General features: G+C 44.4%; 18 protein-coding genes, 1 tRNA gene and 1 pseudogene. 6 read left to right on the top strand and 14 right to left on the bottom strand.

Going from position 1 to position 16,848, the window contains the following annotated elements; translation table 11 throughout:
* Nucleotides 1–251 precede the first annotated feature (251 nt).
* From P2A85_RS23630 to P2A85_RS23620, 3 genes are all read left to right on the top strand, one after another.
* On the top strand, nt 252–971 hold the full coding sequence (locus P2A85_RS23630) for a lysophospholipid acyltransferase family protein (RefSeq protein ID WP_377481661.1): 720 nt from the start codon (nt 252–254) through the stop codon (nt 969–971).
* 188 nt (nt 972–1,159) lie between these two features.
* Complete coding sequence (locus P2A85_RS23625) at nt 1,160–1,963, top strand: alpha/beta fold hydrolase (protein WP_377475800.1); 804 nt, start codon at nt 1,160–1,162, stop codon at nt 1,961–1,963.
* Between the two features lie 64 nt (nt 1,964–2,027).
* Complete coding sequence (locus P2A85_RS23620; RefSeq protein ID WP_377475798.1) at nt 2,028–2,231, top strand: hypothetical protein; 204 nt, start codon at nt 2,028–2,030, stop codon at nt 2,229–2,231.
* 267 nt (nt 2,232–2,498) lie between these two features.
* Here P2A85_RS23620 and P2A85_RS23615 read toward each other — a convergent pair whose 3' ends face one another.
* The 13 genes from P2A85_RS23615 to nadA form a co-directional block, all read right to left on the bottom strand.
* Nucleotides 2,499–2,837, bottom strand: a complete 339-nt coding sequence (locus P2A85_RS23615; RefSeq protein ID WP_377475797.1) for a hypothetical protein — start codon at nt 2,835–2,837, stop codon at nt 2,499–2,501.
* A 294-nt stretch (nt 2,838–3,131) separates the two neighbouring features.
* A complete protein-coding gene (locus tag P2A85_RS23610; RefSeq protein ID WP_377475796.1) occupies nt 3,132–3,935 on the bottom strand; it encodes a hypothetical protein in 804 nt (267 codons plus the stop codon).
* A gap of 167 nt (nt 3,936–4,102) precedes the next feature.
* Nucleotides 4,103–5,737, bottom strand: coding sequence for a tetratricopeptide repeat protein (locus tag P2A85_RS23605; protein WP_377475795.1), 1,635 nt, complete (start codon nt 5,735–5,737; stop codon nt 4,103–4,105).
* A gap of 390 nt (nt 5,738–6,127) precedes the next feature.
* The gene (locus P2A85_RS23600) at nt 6,128–6,565 is read right to left on the bottom strand and encodes a hypothetical protein (protein ID WP_377475794.1); all 438 of its coding nucleotides are present in this window, start codon (nt 6,563–6,565) and stop codon (nt 6,128–6,130) included.
* 579 nt (nt 6,566–7,144) lie between these two features.
* Entirely contained in the window at nt 7,145–7,966 is an 822-nt protein-coding gene (locus tag P2A85_RS23595; RefSeq protein WP_377475793.1) for an RNA polymerase sigma factor, read from the bottom strand.
* 423 nt (nt 7,967–8,389) lie between these two features.
* Complete coding sequence (locus P2A85_RS23590) at nt 8,390–8,929, bottom strand: DUF2996 domain-containing protein (RefSeq protein ID WP_377475792.1); 540 nt, start codon at nt 8,927–8,929, stop codon at nt 8,390–8,392.
* A gap of 163 nt (nt 8,930–9,092) precedes the next feature.
* Nucleotides 9,093–9,980 (bottom strand): hypothetical protein, encoded by an 888-nt coding sequence (locus tag P2A85_RS23585; protein ID WP_377475791.1) that lies wholly within the window; start codon nt 9,978–9,980, stop codon nt 9,093–9,095.
* A 138-nt stretch (nt 9,981–10,118) separates the two neighbouring features.
* On the bottom strand, nt 10,119–10,676 hold the full coding sequence (locus tag P2A85_RS23580) for a hypothetical protein (RefSeq protein ID WP_377475790.1): 558 nt from the start codon (nt 10,674–10,676) through the stop codon (nt 10,119–10,121).
* 407 nt (nt 10,677–11,083) lie between these two features.
* A complete protein-coding gene (locus P2A85_RS23575) occupies nt 11,084–11,200 on the bottom strand; it encodes a photosystem I reaction center subunit VIII (RefSeq protein ID WP_340522449.1) in 117 nt (38 codons plus the stop codon).
* Nucleotides 11,201–11,262: 62 nt separating this feature from the next.
* Nucleotides 11,263–11,766 (bottom strand): photosystem I reaction center protein subunit XI, encoded by a 504-nt coding sequence (locus P2A85_RS23570; protein ID WP_341740122.1) that lies wholly within the window; start codon nt 11,764–11,766, stop codon nt 11,263–11,265.
* Between the two features lie 114 nt (nt 11,767–11,880).
* Complete coding sequence (locus P2A85_RS23565; RefSeq protein WP_377475787.1) at nt 11,881–12,594, bottom strand: TIGR04283 family arsenosugar biosynthesis glycosyltransferase; 714 nt, start codon at nt 12,592–12,594, stop codon at nt 11,881–11,883.
* A gap of 459 nt (nt 12,595–13,053) precedes the next feature.
* Complete coding sequence (locus tag P2A85_RS23560) at nt 13,054–13,671, bottom strand: TIGR04282 family arsenosugar biosynthesis glycosyltransferase (RefSeq protein WP_377475785.1); 618 nt, start codon at nt 13,669–13,671, stop codon at nt 13,054–13,056.
* A gap of 102 nt (nt 13,672–13,773) precedes the next feature.
* Nucleotides 13,774–14,742 carry a quinolinate synthase NadA gene (gene nadA, locus P2A85_RS23555; RefSeq protein ID WP_377475783.1) on the bottom strand — a complete coding sequence of 323 codons (969 nt, stop codon included), beginning with the start codon at nt 14,740–14,742 and terminating at the stop codon, nt 13,774–13,776.
* Between the two features lie 192 nt (nt 14,743–14,934).
* Here nadA and P2A85_RS23550 point away from each other — a divergent pair, with 192 nt between their 5' ends.
* On the top strand, nt 14,935–15,849 hold the full coding sequence (locus P2A85_RS23550) for a TIGR04168 family protein (protein ID WP_377475781.1): 915 nt from the start codon (nt 14,935–14,937) through the stop codon (nt 15,847–15,849).
* A gap of 34 nt (nt 15,850–15,883) precedes the next feature.
* Nucleotides 15,884–15,968, top strand: a tRNA-Ser gene (locus tag P2A85_RS23545).
* A gap of 244 nt (nt 15,969–16,212) precedes the next feature.
* Here the strand turns inward: P2A85_RS23545 and P2A85_RS23540 are convergent.
* A complete protein-coding gene (locus tag P2A85_RS23540; RefSeq protein WP_377475779.1) occupies nt 16,213–16,359 on the bottom strand; it encodes a hypothetical protein in 147 nt (48 codons plus the stop codon).
* Between the two features lie 70 nt (nt 16,360–16,429).
* Here P2A85_RS23540 and P2A85_RS23535 point away from each other — a divergent pair.
* Nucleotides 16,430–16,612, top strand: a pseudogene (locus P2A85_RS23535) (IS1634 family transposase); the annotation flags it as partial.
* Nucleotides 16,613–16,848 lie beyond the last annotated feature (236 nt).

The raw sequence follows: 16,848 nt of genomic DNA, 5'->3' as shown, positions 1-16,848 counted from the left end.
TGTGGCGGATGGAATCGTCGATTCACGTACCTTTGATCCCACACTAATCGAAGCGATATAGTGTGGGGATTCCCGTCTGCTAAGCTAACTTGGTTTGACTGCGGTTCCAAAGATTTTTAGAGAGGTCGCAACAAGACTTTATAAATTTAGGGAAAAATCTACTTTCGGACCGATCGCCAATTTCGTAAAGAAATGTTAAGTTACATGGAGATGTAATTAACTTTTAGAGGGTCGCACCTGTCTTTTTGCCTATGTCGCCCGATCGCACATTACTGATTTCACGCTCTTTCTTAGCAGGTTTGGGCACTCAGATGTTTTTGCACCAAGAGGATCGAATTCCCCAAGAAGGCCCGGTGTTGGTGGTTAGCAATCACCGCAGTTTCTTAGATCCTGTGCTGCTGACGGCGGCTTTAGGTCGATCGATCCGTTTTGCTTGTCATCATTACATGGGACAAGTTCCGGTGGTTCGGGAATTGGTAACATCTTTCGGTGCTTTTCCCTTGGAAGCACCGCAACACCGACAGCAACATTTTTTCGATCAGGCGACAGCCTTACTGCAAAATAGGGAGATGGTGGGGGTGTTTCCAGAGGGTGCCGAACCGATGGTGAATTTTACTCAACCGCATACTGTGGGAAAGTTTCAGCGAGGATTTGCTCATTTAGCCCTGCGAGCTCCGGTGCGGGATTTGGTGGTTTTGCCCGTGGCGATTAGTTCTTTTGAAGAAGAGTCGGTGCGATCGGGTATACCGCTGAGGTTGTTGAGTTGGTTCGATCCTTCAGAACCGCTGTTCGATCGAGCTGGATGGCATCCTGTGATACTTTACAGACGAGTTAATATTTTAGTCGGCCGTCCGTACTGGATTACGGTCGATCGACAACAGCAATATCGAGGGAAACAAGCCAAAGCAGTTGTTGCGGAACTTACAGAACATTGTCACGGAGAAATTGCACAATTACTCCAAGCAAGTTGACTGTTGTCAGATTTTAGATCAAATCAGCGAGCATCAAAATTCTTGCTCTCTCTTTTTTTGCTCTGGGTTTTATCCGTTATATAAAGGTTAAATCCTTCGACTCCAACCGGAATGATTTAACCTAAAATCTCATCTTCCTTTTTCCTGCTTCCTTCGTCTATAAAATCTAAAATCAATTGACTTTAATCATGTCAAATTCTACTAACAAGCTTCGTTTCCTAACGCCAAAATCTCCTAATTCCGATCTGCCTTTATTTGTATTTCTTCCTGGTATGGATGGTAGCGGTTTGCTGCTGCGTCGGCAAATCCCTAAATTAACCAATGATTTTGACATTCGTTGCTTAGCTATACCAGCCAATGACATGGCTAGTTGGGATGTACTTGTCAGCGAAACAATCGCCTTAGTTGAAGCAGAAAAGGCAGCCGGAAATCAGAGGCCGGTTTATTTGTGTGGGGAATCATTTGGGGGGTGTTTAGCGATGAAAGTAGTTTTAGAGGCTCCTAAATTGTGCGAGCGACTAATTTTAGTCAATCCAGCTTCTTCGTTCCGACAGCAACCTTGGGTACAGTGGGGTTCTTACCTGACTCAATGGCTACCAGCAAGCCTTTATCCGCTGTCGGTAGTAGGTTTATTGCCAGTTTTAGCATCCTTGGGAAAGATTGGGCCACAGGAGCGACGAGCTTTGTTAGAAGCGATGCAAGCGGTACCTCAAAGCACTTCTGTGTGGAGATTAGCTTTAGTGCGATCGTTCGATGTTGACGAAAATCAGTTGAGGGCGATCGAACAGCCGACGCTAGTAATTGCTAGTGGTAGCGATCGACTTCTGCCTTCGGTAGCAGAAGCGAAGCTTTTAGTGAAGGTAATTCCCAATGCTGAAATGGTGATGCTGGCTAAAAGCGGTCATGCTTGTTTGTTAGAAACTGATATTGACCTTCATGAAATTATGCAAACTCAGAATTTCTTAAATAGGTCATTAGTTATCAGTCATTAATGATTGATTATCATCAACAACAATCAACAAAAATTAAACAAAAAATCATTGCTAGGGTCTCATCATGCTAAATCTCAAGCTTCCCGAACAAAGACGAAAACTTTACATTGAAATTGCACTGCGTAGATGTCGTCCCGGTAGTGGCAGCAGTCAAGATTTTCTGAATAAAAGAACTTGGAATCATCCCGTGACAAACATTAAAATGATCGTTCAAAAAACCCTTTTTGTCGCAGGAGCAAGGTATTATAGTATTTGCGATCGGGTTTGACCCGATCGCAAATACTATGATACATTTAAGTAGATGAGTGGGAATATACATAAGTATGTCATTGTTCGTTAAACGTCGCAATTCGCTTACGGTTCTAGCAGCTTTAGATTCGGTTACACAGCAAGGTTTATTTGCGCCTAGCTACTTATCCTCTGACAATAAATCTACCCTGCTTTACTACTCGTGAAACATACTTAGTCTGGTCAGATTCTGACTTTTTCAAGCCTATGCCTTTAGATGTGCGCTTCCTGACGTAATTCTTTATGGTCACTCTTTCACATATACACGAATGGATTTACTCTCATCAGGTAAATCTCTGAAAGCACCAACTATCAATATAGGCATCCTATTTGAGGATTTGGATATACATTGTTCCGTGGGGGTAGCTTTTAGTAAGTCTGGTTTGTTCATTCCTGATATAATCATCATCCAACCACTTAATTTATCAGTTGTCTGGAAGCAAATCGTGTTCCCTCCCATATGGCTTGGTATAAATTTAAGATCTCTATCATTAGGAACGAGAATCTTATCTGCTTTGATGACCATCTCTGCTAAGGCTGTACCAACGACACCAAAAGAAATTCCAACAGTAGTGATTAAAACCACTCCTAGTGTTCAACAACTTCCCTAACGGTGGCAAAGTTATCAAGGAAATATTGCAGTCCTCATCTGAAAGCGATCGCCCATAAGAGTAACTAGCAACTTGGATTAATAGTTAAGGTGCGTTATGTTCCTACAAGACAATCGCTACGAGAAGGGGGTTTGAGCTATGAGATATTCAGAACGACTTCGTAAACATCGCCCTCTTTAGGATTGGCAACGAGGTAAGTCAAACCATTACCAGTCAGCGCTGGGTTGATGATAAATTCACCTAGATTATCGTCTTATTCCTCTTTGATATTACCTAGTTGACGTGAAGATGTCATCAAAATAGTTTGCAGAGTCTTCAATATTTGTTTTTTGGAATCTCTCAATGAAATCCCTTACCTGTTTTTTAAAACTGGGAAAGTTTTTCCAGTTTTCGACCATAAATCCTGCTGTCATTATCTCAAGCTCAAACTTAAACTTGAACTTTGTAGCCGATGCACAAGAACTAGTCACTACATAATTTTCTCGCGTAAATCGAGTGAAATAGCTTTTAAACTTTGGCACATATATCCACCGTTTATCTGGTGCTTGGAACATCTCATGTATGATGGAGACGGAAGCGTAATGATAACCATCTCCCTCTTGCCCTGCTTCTAAGCGTATGCTGTCGCCTTGGCTGTGCAAAAACTTAGTAAAGCCTGCTAACGCAGGGCCCTGACTTACGGTTGCCGCCAGCAAAAGATTGATGAACTCAGTCGCGATCTTTGTGCCTACGATTTCTTTGGTATACGTTTGCGTTTCTATAGATAGCGGCCCGCAAAATGCTTTTGCCATTTGATTCATTGGCTCTTGCCAAATTTTTGGGTCGTGTTTCTTTTTATCGTCAGTTCCCGCTCTCTTCAAGACGCTACCAGTGACTACATTAGTTAAGCCCTCCATGACTGGTGCAATTTCATTATATAAGTCATTCAGTTCTTTTGGAGGCTCGTTGCTTGTTGCCACAATATAACTTATTAATCCACTTGAGTCTTGTATAGTAGGATCGAAGTCTTCTGTTTCATCAAGGCCAAGGCTAAGAAAGTACGAAGATGCTTCTTCAATCAAATGTAAGGTCATAAATTTTTCTCCAGTTGCTCGTGAACTTTGAAACAAATTGCTAGGATGTAAGTAATGTACAGCCTGTAAGTAGTCTTCTCGGACTACTCTATTTATTAGACGTTTCCCAACCCCAATTTGGGAATTTTTCGAGTTACGAGGAAATTTTCTCCCCCAAAAATCCACCCTCAACCCTTATAACCCTTCCCCTTCTTACTTTTCAGCCTCCGCAAACTCTTCTCAACCTCCCCACGCGCTGGATACAACAACTGCTGACTCAAAGCACTTTCATAAGCCTGTATCGCCCCCAACCGATCCTTCAACCCCACCAAGGATCTCCCTAACCAGTAATCAGCCATAGCCCCGTTAAACGCTCTCAATTCCTGACATCCCTCACCGGCAACTTTCCACCAGCGCTGACTAGCCCCAACATCCCCCAGCACCTGGTAACTCTCCGCCAGCCACAGCGCCGTCGGCACGAATTGCAGAGAAATTCCCGCTGGTAACAACTTCCATCCTTTCTCCAACGCCTCCACCGCTTGTTGATGTTTAAGCGCCAAAGCCAACACCCGCCCATGACGAAACCAAGCATCAACTAACTGCGGCTGAAGTTTTGTGCCCTGCTCAGAAACACTACATCCTCGTTCAATCTCTTTGAAATGTTCCACCAACACCCGCCCCGCAGTCGCCCACACACTCCAACGTTCAGGAAATCGTTTCAGCATCTCCTCGACTACATTCCCCGGAGATCCCCCTAAATCCCCCTTAAAAAGGGGGACTTTGATGGAATTCTCCCCCCTCGTTCTCTTAGCCCCCCCTTGGCAAGGGGGGGTTGGGGGGGTAGAGACTTTCCCAACAGCCAAGGGTAAAATTTCACACAATGCCCGATAAATTTCACAATTATCGGGATACAGTTGATAAGCATTCGCCATCATCTGTGCTGCCTTTTGATATTCTCCCGTGTCGTATAAGCACCGACCATAGTAATACCAACCATAAGGATAATTGGGGTGTTGGGTGGTAAACTCTGCTAACACCTCCACACCTTGCCGCCAATCGCCTCGGAAAATGTGATAATAGCCCAGAGAATTGTGAGCCTCAGCCCCATGAGGAGTTTGTCGCAGTAAAGAGGTAATCATCTTTTTCGTCAGTTTCCCCTCTTCACCAGAAACTAATCTCATCTGAAGACGTTGCTCAATTTGTCGTTGCAGTACCCTAAAATCATTCGGAAATAGAGCTATAAGCTTACTCAACTGCTCTGTTGCGGCGCTCATATCCCCCACCGCCAGATTCGCATCATGGCTGTAAATCAACGTCACAACATCATCTGGGTTGATTGCCAAAATTTGCTCCACTGCACTGAGCACGCCAAGAGGATTTTCTATCTGCTGATGCACCTGTGCCAAAGCCAGCCGATGAACGACTTTTTCAGGTTCTAAATGAGTTGCTAAATTAAAGGCAACTATTGCCTTCTCACTCTCACCCCGACAAACTGCAATCAATCCATTGATATGATGCTGAGTCCCTTCATTTTCGGAACACGACAAGGCTTTTTCGTAGACTTCTATAGCCTCTTTTTCTCGTTTCATTAGCTGCAATAGTTTCCCTAGTTGCAGCCGCACACCCATTAATTGCGCTTGTCGCTCAATCACTTGATGATATTCTGCAACTGCTTCTTGCCAGTTTCCCATCTGGTAAAGCAAATTAGCTAGTTCTAATCTTTTTTTCCATCCTTGGGGATATTTCTGAACATACTTACTTAAAGTGTTCAATTTCTGCTCTTGTCTAGTTGGCTTTTCTTCTAAGAAAAAGTGAACATTCATCTCTAGCCCAGAGGAGGGGCAGAACTGCACCAATGATGTGGCAAAGTGTCCAGACATAATTTAGACTGGCTATATATAAGGGGAAATAGAATAACTTACGTCGATCAGATTATGTCTTAGTTACTCAAACTAAACAAGGTATAAAAGATTAATTATTATCAAGGAAAATCAATGCGATCGCGTCAATCAATGGCTCTCTAGTAAACGAAAAGCGATATCTACGACGGGCGTTGCCTACGCACTGCGAAAAAAAGCGATCGCGCCCTTCGTCGAGTGGGCAAGATCGCTTTTTCTTCAAGTTTTTGAACACTGAAATGGAGCAGCACTAAGTTGGTAATGTCCCCAAAGTCAAAGAGATTTCACTCTCACGCATTATGGATTATTTTACCTTTACATTTTTCTGGCTTCATCAAATATATTGTTTAGCTCATCGGAGTCCTTACGGTTTGCAGATTCCCCTGTATCGTCTGCCCAAATTGTTAGCATTCTAAAACATAGCTTAACTGATAACACTTTTTGAGTGTTGCAGTAATCAAATAATCTTGTCTTCCTGTCTGCTGGATTCTTCCATATCTCGTCAAATGATTTGAACGTGGCATATCCCCCAGGTACTTTACTCAGCATATCCCTGAACTGACCAGCAATTAAATAAGTATCTGGTGTTAAATTTAACTGCCTAGATGGAATACTTTCCACAGGAAGTTTTACCGTGTCTGACTGAAACTTTTCAGAGGTAATCGAGTTGGTAGCAGCAAAGCTGCTTATGGATGTAGATGACCACAGGAGAGTTGCCACGAGTGCGATCTGGATTTTGCGGGATGTACTCATTTTTTTGTTAAGAAAGATGTAACTAATAGATGGACTCTAAGCAGTTTTCTCTGTCCGCTTATTTATTAGACGTTTTTCTACCCCAATTTGGGAATTTTTCGAGTTACGGGCAAATTTTCTCCCCAAAAATCCCCCCTCAACCCCTAGAACCCTTGCTCCTCTTACCGTTGAGCCGCTACAATATCGTCTCAACTTCCCCAAAGGCGGGATAAACCCCCTCTAACTCCCCCTTAGTAAGGGGGAGGACAAGAGTTTTCTCTCTTACTAAGGGGGAGGACAAGAGTTTTCTCTTTTAGTAAGGGGGGAGGACAAGAGTTTTCGGCTATATATGGGGTCGTTGCGTAAGTGCCGACCTATTCTCTCTTGCTCCCCCCTTAATAAGGGGGGCTGGGGGGGGTTCCAATGCTCCCCCCTTAATAAGGGGGGCTGGGGGGGGTTCCAATGCTCCCCCCTTAATAAGGGGGGCTGGGGGGGGTTCCAATGCTCCCCCCTTAATAAGGGGGGCTGGGGGGGGTTCCAATGCTCCCCCCTTAATAAGGGGGGCTGGGGGGGTTGCAATTTGTATGACTCCAGCCACTTTCATCTCCAGGCCAGAGGATTGACGGAACTGTACAAGTGATGTGATAAGCTTTCGAGACATAGTACGGTGACTTGATAGCTAATTTCTTCATCCTGGCTTTTTGGGGGAATTAGTGATTCCCAATTCCATTGGGGTTGAGACTTTTCTGGCAAAGGAATTACCAATTTTAAGGCCGGCGAGGAACAATTTAAAGAAGTCTCATCTTCCCCATCCAGATATTTGGTTAAATGCCTTTGCAGAATACGTCCGGCTTTTCTCACGCATTTGCGGACGTTTTCTTCAGAGCATAGAAACAGCTTGGCAATATCTTGATAAGATTTATTTTGGTAGTGGTATAAGACAAAAGTCTCGCGGAGTCTAGGAGGCAAGGAGTCAATTTTGTGGTAGATATATGCCTGCAATTCTAGGTTCATAATATTAGGTTCAGTAAATCCTAAGTTAGAATAAAGTGCTGGGTAATCTTCAAGTTTAATCTCGTCTATGTTTTTAATAATTAGTGCATCTCGTTTCCGTTTTCGATGCAAATCTATGCAGAAGTTATAGATAATTTTAGTTAACCAAGCTTTAGGATATTTAATTTTACTTCCATAATTTTGCCATTCTGTCCAGGCTTTAAGCATTGCCTGACTCAATACTTCTTCGGCATCGATTGGGTTTGAGTTCATCCACTTGAAACAGCAATGGGAAAGATAATCTTGATTCGCCTGCCATTCTTGCCAAAAAATTGTATTTTTATCTTCAGTTTCATCCAACAGGATTGATGCAGCCACTGATTGAGAAGATGACCTGATTTTTTGAGTTCTCTGGCTATTGCTTTGCATTTACATTTACAGCAGATTCCACATTTATGAAGTATACCCGCCTATCGTGAGCTTCCCCGTAGGGATATTCCAAGAGTCCAAGGAGTGTCAACTTAAGGTCAAACCCAGCCAGAGACTGCTGTTTGACTATTAAATCTAGATCCCCCCTAGGGCGTGTTTTCTCTCCCCGGAGATCCCCCCCAACCCCCCTTAAAAAGGGGGGAGAAAGAAGCTCTTTCGTCCCCCTTCTCTCCCCCCTTGGGGGGGGCGGGGGGGGGTTGGGGGATTTAGGGGGATCTAGACTCAGGTAAAAACGAGATTTATCAAGGCTTTCAAGCTTAAGTTGACACTCCTTGGGCATTGCCGTGTCCCTACAATTCACAAACCTGGAATACGCTGTATTTCAGCTTACACGGCTCCTCCTTTTCTTATCTCGAACTCAGGTTAATTAAGATTGAGCCATTTTTGAGCATTAAGCCGCTGAACTACACCAAAAACCATTAAGTCTAGGGTAATCTTGCGCTCGTCTATCAAAAAAGGTTCAAGAGTGCTAGTTTTTGTGTTATTTTCAGCGCAAGAAAAAGCTCTTTGACTTTGAATATTTTCTTTAGGAAAATACAAGTTAAATTGGCGCTGACCTGATTGAAATTTGCCCACTACTTGCCAACAATCGCCGACGGAACTCATGCCCGCAACGGGGATTTTTTGCTTAGCAAAACTGACGTCTAAATCCTGAACGCCCTGCTTAGTTAAAGCAGTTTGCAAAGCAGGCAAATAGTCTTGTTGAATAAATTCTGCAAACGGCTTGTCTTCAACAGCAGGAGCTTTTTCCTTTTTAGCTTTAGCTGGGGGCTTATCGCCGTCAGCTTTAGCCGCAGGCTTTTTAGCAGCCGGCTGAGGCTTGTCAGTGCTGGGAGTGTTTTCAGCAGAAAGACTAGGAATTTCGGCTTCGCCTGCTGCTGGATTTGTCGGTTCTTCTGCCATTGGTGCTTCCTGTAAAAAAGTGATGAGTAGAGGAGTCAGGAGTCAGTAGTCAGTAGTTATTTGTTGGTTGTTAGTTTTAGTTGTTGTTTCTAATAACCAATAACTAATAACCAATAACTAATGACCGATGACTACTGACTAATGACTGAGGACTATGATTATTCTAAATCTCAGCGACAGCTCGTTCAATCAAACGGCGGGCCAAAGTTTGAAGGCCTGTGTGTTCGTAGTAGTTGGTAGTCATGTCAAGGAATGCCCCCACATAGTCCGCCTTATCAGCAGAAATCTCCACAAAACTCTGCAAGTTGCCCATAACGTTTTGGGGAGTCAAACCTCGATCGCTCACAAAAGATCTCATCCAGCCAGCAACCGAGTCAAAGCTGTCGCCGATAAAGCCCAATTGGCCCGCAGGATGGTGGCCAGGAATCATGCTGCTGATCGCATTAAACGACGAATTCTCTTGCAAATCGCTAGGAGAAAGCCTACCAATCCAACCCTGAGTTGCCATGATAAAATCTGGGCCCAGGGGAATCAAGCCATCAAAACAAACCAAAGCAGCCATCCGCATCAGGGATTCGCCGCCATAGTCGCCCAAAGCGCCCGCAAAATCGCCGATGCTGTCGCCGGGAAGGCCGTTGATTTCGCAAAAAGCCACCAACTCAACGACTAACTTCAAAGAAAGGTCGATGGTTTGAGCCTTTTCCGGCTTGGGAGTAAGATTGCCCAGCATGGACAAAAACGGCACCTTTTGAGAGACTTTGTTCGCCATTGCTGCTGCACCCAGGGCCTGGTCGGTACTGTCGATGGTTTGGTAGAGCCACAGAGCGCGCTGATAACCTTGAGATTTATCGTTGTAGAGATAGATAGCCCGATCGCCAATTTGCTGAATCAGTTCTTCATCTGTTTCGCCTGTTACCGTGCGAATTGTATTTTCAAAACCAATTAAATTGTTCCACTCACCGGGTACAACAAAGTCAAGGGCTCTGAGAGCTTTGACAGTCATGTTGTCTTTAGGAAGTTGATCTACTAATTCAAAGATGGAATTGCTCACAAAAAACTCCTTCTAGTTGATTAACAGGACTCAAAAGTATTTCTTTTGGCAGATTGCACCAGTCTCAAAGTTCTGGTAATGATTTGATGCCAATAGAGTCAGACTCAAGTTAAGAGTGGACGATGACCATAGGTATGGTTATTTGACGTTAGCAAGGCCACTAAGGTTAAATTTTGTCAACCAATCTTCGCGATCGCTAGCAGTAAAAGAAGGATCGCGGGATTGAACTTTCACCTGGTAGCGATTTGCCACGAGGACCGCAGTGATATTAGCACCTTGGGCAACAGCGGGATAGCCGCCAATTTGCTGGGTACTGCTTTGGAATTTAGAGCCAGCCGAGGGGTTGCCGGCGATGTCGTTGATGGACAACATCGCGACATTTTTACCACCTTTGTTGAGCTTAGCTTCGGCAAAACCTGATTTTTCTTGAGCGAAGACGCGATCGAATCCGCCATCGGACGAGGGGAAATATTTATTTAATTTGCCACCTGCTACTGCCTTCTTGGGCAAGTTTTGATTGTCAGCAGTGGATTTATCAGCAGTTGTCTGCTTAGTTTTAGCGGAAGGTTTTTGGGTACTTTCCTGCTGAGCTTTGTCCCAGCGGGAGGGTTCCGGGGCTTTACCGCAGGAGGTGACGAGCAAAAGTACCGATATCAGAAATGGAGCTAAGATTCGGCGTGCGGAGGATAATTTCATCGCTGTCTCCTGTAAGAGAGTTTCCAATCACAATTGTGACTCAAAATTCACCAATCTGTCTTCCTCCAGGGGAGGATTTTTAGCTTGAACAAAAAAACCTCCGCTTGCGGGCGCAGGTTTTTTTGCAATTACCAGTTCAGAAGGCAAAAAACAGCAAGATTGCTTGGCTAATAAATTCTGAGCATTCTGGTAAATAAGCCCTGTATTTTGGCTGTCAGCAACATCAAAACAGTTTTTTCTGATGCTCTCTGAAATCCGAGGGCTGGTAAATTTTAGATTTGAGATAATGGCATGGGATTTGAGATTTGAAAATTGCCCATGAGGCCCACAGATGAATCCGGGGGCTGGTTCTTGTTTTAATCCCTAATCCCAAATCCCAAATTTGAATGTGGCAGGATCAGTAGGATTTAGGCGTCACTTTCAATGTGAATAAACAACAAACCCATGACCACAACTGGCATCAGCCAGGTAACGAGCGGAATCAAGATCCAAGGCAAAAAAGAAGCGGCGTATGAACCTGTCATATCAAATTCTCCCAGCTAAAGTTATTGTGTTCCAACAGAGGTATTTCCGAGTAGGGTCTAATTTAATTGACCAAACCGCGGAACATGGCATCGACGCCCTTAAAGTTTTCGAGTAAGAAATAGGCAGCAAAGACACCGCTCATGCCACCAACAAAGAAACCAGCGGTAAGTTGGCTCCAGCCTTCGCCGGTTTTGAGGGCTTCGGGAGTCATGGGATTGGCGCTGGGGTAGGTAGTATTTTCTTTGAAAGATACCAAACCGTAGGCAGACATACCTGCTGTGCCGAGTAGAACTAAGGCGAGGGCTGTAATTAGTCCACCAAGATTAGCTGCTTCTGGATAGTCCCGCAGTGGTCCGAAGACGATTTCTGGGCCGACGAGGAAATAACCGTGGGCCAAGCCGATTTCTAGACCTCGAACTAGGGGGGAGAGTCCTTTACGGTAGGCTGGCAAATTGCCAATGAATGCTTTGGTAAAATCCGAAGCACTAATGGGAGTTGCTAGATGACCCGTGAAGGGGTCGCCGTTAAAGGGTTGAATCATTTCTGCATTTCTGGGGTCGGCCATATTTAGTTTCTCCTCGGTGTGAAAGAAAGTTGAGGCGTTCAAGTCATATTTTACGCAGGGACGTGTAGCCTATTTGCAAAATTGGCTTCGAGCTTTAGAAAAGTTCACCATTCTTTAGTTTTGAGAAGAATTTTTCTTTTGTCCTCTATACCAGAAAGCGAGTCGATCGGGCGATAATCCCAGAAAATAACCAATAATTACTATTTGATTGATGGCGGTGGTTTTGAGTACCCCAAGCTGCTGCCAGCGGCGGGCAGAGGTGAGGACTGCCATGGGTACTATTTTGATGTGACCTTGTTTTTGCAATCGGCGCACAAATTCAAAGTCTTCCATCACTGGCAAGTTAGGAAAGCCACCGATTTGGTTAAAGGTATCTGTTTTGAGGAAAATGGCTTGATCTCCGTAGGGCATTTTTAGCAAGTGCGATCGGCACTTTACCCCTGTTTCTACTAGCCGCAGGCTGAGCAAAGGGGCATCTATCTTGAGTTCAAAGGCTCCCGCCACTATGGAGGGATTCGTGAGTGCTTGACGGACGCTAGCATCATAGCCCTGGGGTAAATGAGTGTCTGCGTGGAGGAACAAGAGGATGTCTCCGGTGGAGGCAGCAGCACCTGCATTCATTTGGGTAGCGCGGCCTGGGCTGGTGAAGATCGTTCGATCGGCTTCATATTTTGCTATTTCAGCAGTGCCATCGTGACTGCCGCCGTCAGCGACGATTATTTCGACATTTTGGGCATTGCGGGCGGTGGAGATGACTTTGGCGATCGTCGGAGCTTCGTTTAAGACGGGAATGATAATAGAAATTTTGAGATTTGCAGTTTCAGGCATACAAAATAAATAAGGGTGCATCTCAATGAGTGCAAATATATTCCTAGGGGCTATAGCATGACCGCTGTAAATCTCTGGTTATCCCTAATAAATTGTCTGCGGTCATGCTTCGCCTATGCAAAATCGGGATGCTCCCATAAATAACGCCGTTAGAGTGGGGTTTTGTACAAAGCTTAAGATATTATTTGCCAATTTATTCCACTGCTGCAATTACCTATCAACTATCCTACCTACTTACCGATGACATCATCTACCTGAGAAAGGCTATATCTGGTATTACTTGCTTTTTCTCGCGCCTGAGAGAATTCTCTCAAGCGCTGTCTAACCACTACTGAGAGTCAGTATTTGGTTAGACAAATACAATTACTATATTATGACATTGTGGTTACATAAGCAAGTAATTTTTATAAATTAATGATGATATTTGCTAATGATTTAATAAATTTGTTTTAGTTTTGATTATTTTAAGATATTGATATTTAAACCGATCAGATCCTCTGGTCGATCGATATCTACCAAAGTAGGAAGAATACCAATATTTAGACCTAATTTTTTGGCGATCGCCAGCGTGTCAGCAAATACTTCATTGCTTCCCCATTGAATGCCATCGAACAATTCAGGTATCACGCAACGCAGCCCGATTAGATAATAACCTCCATCTTTTGCTGGACCCAAAACTAAATCTTTGTCACTGAGATCGTCAAAAGCTTTTGCCAGCATCTGTTGTTTTAATTTGGGGCAATCAGTGCCGATAATTGCTACTTTTTCAATACCCAAATTAAAAGATTTTTGAAAGGCTGCGAGCATTCTTGCGCCCAAATCTCCCTCGGACTGTTGATGATAAATAATCTCAGTTCCCAACCAGTCTTCCATGAGTTGCTGGCTGCTGCCTGTGTAGTGAATTTCTACGGATAATTGGCGGGAGTTTTGAAGAGAGAGGGCGCGGGCGATCGTCCGTTGAGTCATCAGGCGGTGAAGGTTGGCTGCTCCTTCTTTTCCCAGTACGGGAATTAATCGAGTTTTGGCTTTTCCTGGTGCTGGATAGCGAGTGAAAATAATTAGTTGTTCTGAAATCATTTATCGTCCCTGATGTTTAAAGGAATGACTTAATTGCATCGCTGCGCCCAACTTAACCTAGAAGAGATTGATTATTAACCCTGAAGCGTCAACCGTGAGCATTCAACTCATTTCTAGCATTCGCTGAATCGGCTTTAAAGCTGCTAGTTGCAGTTCTTGAGGCATGGTAATTTCTGGGGTTTGATTTTTCATGGCTAGATACAATTTTTCCAAGGTATTTAATCTCATATGTGGACATTCATTGCAAGCACAACTATTGTTGTTGGGAGGCGCGGGAATAAAGTGTTTGTGAGGTGTTTGCTTTTGCATTTGGTGAATGATTCCGGGCTCAGTCGCTACAATGAAAGCACGGCTGGAACTAGCTTGAGAATATTTCAGCAAAGCAGTGGTGGAGCCGATATAGTTGGCATGGCGAAGTACGGGAGGTTCGCATTCCGGGTGGGCAATGATTTCGGCTTCTGGATTTTCGATTTTGAGTTGAACTATCTTTTTTTCTGAGAAGTTTTCATGGACGATGCAAGCTCCTTGCCAAAGTTCCATTTTTCTACCGCTTTGCTCCATGACGTACCGGCCGAGATTGCGATCTGGTCCAAAAATTATCGGCTGGTTTTTGGGGATTTGGTTGACAATTTTTACGGCGTTGGAACTGGTGCAAATAATATCGCTCATTGCCTTAATTGCGGCCGTACAATTAATGTAGGAAATTACCAAATGTCCTGGTCGATCGGCTTTGAAAGCTGCAAAGGCTTCGGGAGGACAACTATCGGCTAGGGAACACCCAGCATTCAAGTCGGGCAACAAGACTAATTTGTGGGGATTGAGGATTTTGGCGGTTTCTGCCATAAAATGGACACCGGCAAACACGATGACATCGGCATTGGTGTTGGCTGCTTTCCGGGCTAGTTCCAGGGAATCACCAATGAAATCGGCGATGTCTTGAATGTCTGAGTCTTGGTAATAATGGGCGAGAATGACGGCGTTCAACTCTTGTTTGAGGGCTTTAATGGCTGCAAACAAGTCATCGGGCAGTCTGCTTTGGGTCAGGTTAGGAGAACGTGCGGTGGTAAACACAGTTAAAATATTCCGCGAAAGGTTGTGAAGAAAGCTAAAGTGTACTTTGAATTATAGTTGAAGTCACCAAAAAAGACGGGGAGTTCCGTTGAACCCATCTCAAATCTAAAATTGGTTGGGGGGATGTGTAAAAATAGCTCGCTGTTTCCTATGCTGATAAGAGGGGGGAAGCGATCGCAAAGGGCTAATCAAATGAATCATACTAAATCTATCAAAATTGCAGTGGTGGGGGATGTTCACGATCAGTGGGAAGCGGAAGACGGCGAGGCCCTAAAGCATCTGGGTGTTGATTTGGTGCTGTTTGTGGGGGATTTTGGGAATGAGTCCGTGGATGTGGTGCGGGCGATTGCCCAATTGGATATTCCGAAAGCGGCTGTGTTTGGGAATCACGATGCTTGGTACACGGCGACGGATTGGGGGCGCAGTAAGTGTCCCTACGATCGCCAACAAGAAAATCGCGTCAAACAGCAAATAGACTTAATGGGAGAAGCTCACGTCGGTTACGGGAAACGAGATTTTCCCGAATTGGGCGTAACAGTCGTAGGAAGTCGCCCGTTTACCTGGGGCGGATCGGATTGGAAGTACGGGGATTTTTACTCGGAGTGGTTTGGGGTAGAGAGTTTTGAGGAGTCGGCGCAACGCATTGCACTTGCGGCTGCGGACGCGGATTGCGAAAATGTGATTTTTTTGGGTCACACAGGCCCGATTGGCCTAGGAGAGGCTCCTGAAGACCTCTGCGGGCGAGATTGGAAGCCACTGGGAGGGGATTGGGGCGATCCCGATTTTGCAGTGGCGATCGAGAAAACTCGTAATTCTGGCAAGCGGATACCTCTGGTAACTTTTGGGCATATGCACCATCAACTCCGCCACATCAAACACGAGTTTCGGAAGTCGGTGGTGAGTGCCGAGGGTACGGTGTATTTGAATGCGGCTAGGGTACCGCGAATTGTGGACAGAGATTGCTCGAAACTACGTAATTTCTCGATCGTGGAACTGGATACAGGAGTAGTGTCGGAAGTATCTTTAGTTTGGGTGGGTAAAGATTTGGCTGTGGAAACAGAACAAATTCTGTATCGGCGGACTGAATCTGCAACTACTTGTGGTTAGCGACAACTACTGGTATGATGGATTGTATCCACCTGGAGAGGTGGCAGAGTGGTCGAATGCGCCTGACTTGAAATCAGGTGAACTGAAAGGTTCCGTGGGTTCAAATCCCACCCTCTCCGTTTAAAAATTCTCTCGCCTGTTAAGGGTTTCAGGTTAATTACATAACAAGAAAAACCGTTTTCCGCTCAACTTTCGCGCCAATGGTTTTCTAATATGTCCAGAACCACTTCCATATCTGCCAAGTTTGCGCCGGACTTTTTGCGTTTGGTCTTCAACCCACATTCCGCACCCCCAACTGGCACATACACGAATTGAGGCGGTAAAAGTGAATCATCCGAGACAAGAGCGAGTAAAAATACTCAATTATTTTGATGGCGCTCGGTAAAAGACCAAGTTTATGACGTATCCGTAACCCGATCGCAGCCACGAAAATGCCTTAATTGCGATCGCTCTTCCGTAACCAATCATCACCAAAAATAGTGTAAACTGGCGATCGAGATGAACGCTCAAACCAGGATAAAGCCGCCCATGCAGAAAGCATCCCAGATGAAAGTAGAAAACCTAGATCATCAATAAAACCGTAAAAAATCAGTTGGGTAAAGGAACCAATCGACCTACTTTACGCTGGATGTTCCAAAGTTTTCAATCGATTCATGCCGTTTGTATTCAAGGAATTCAACAAGTTTCCAATTTGACATCCGAACGGTTAGCCATCTTAAATTTGTTTCCAGTCACCTGTCGGTCTTATTATTTATTGTTGTGAAATGAAGTCGATTATTAATTTATAAAACGGATTTACATTTAAGTAATTGTAGGTGCAGCAGTGATGTATAATTGTCATAATGCTGGCGATATATGCTGGAAATTAATAGTTAGTAATGATCTGATTTTTGACGTTTTATAGGTGAAGAAGATTTAATTCATGCCCTCACGTCAATTTTGAGGAATTCCTAACGCTCGTGATGCGATCGTTGCACAGATTTTTGGGTGTTTTTACTC

The organism is Microcoleus anatoxicus (assembly GCF_042465725.1).
GTDB lineage: Bacteria > Cyanobacteriota > Cyanobacteriia > Cyanobacteriales > Microcoleaceae > Microcoleus > Microcoleus anatoxicus.
This window is presented reverse-complemented; position numbering and strand designations above follow the sequence as displayed.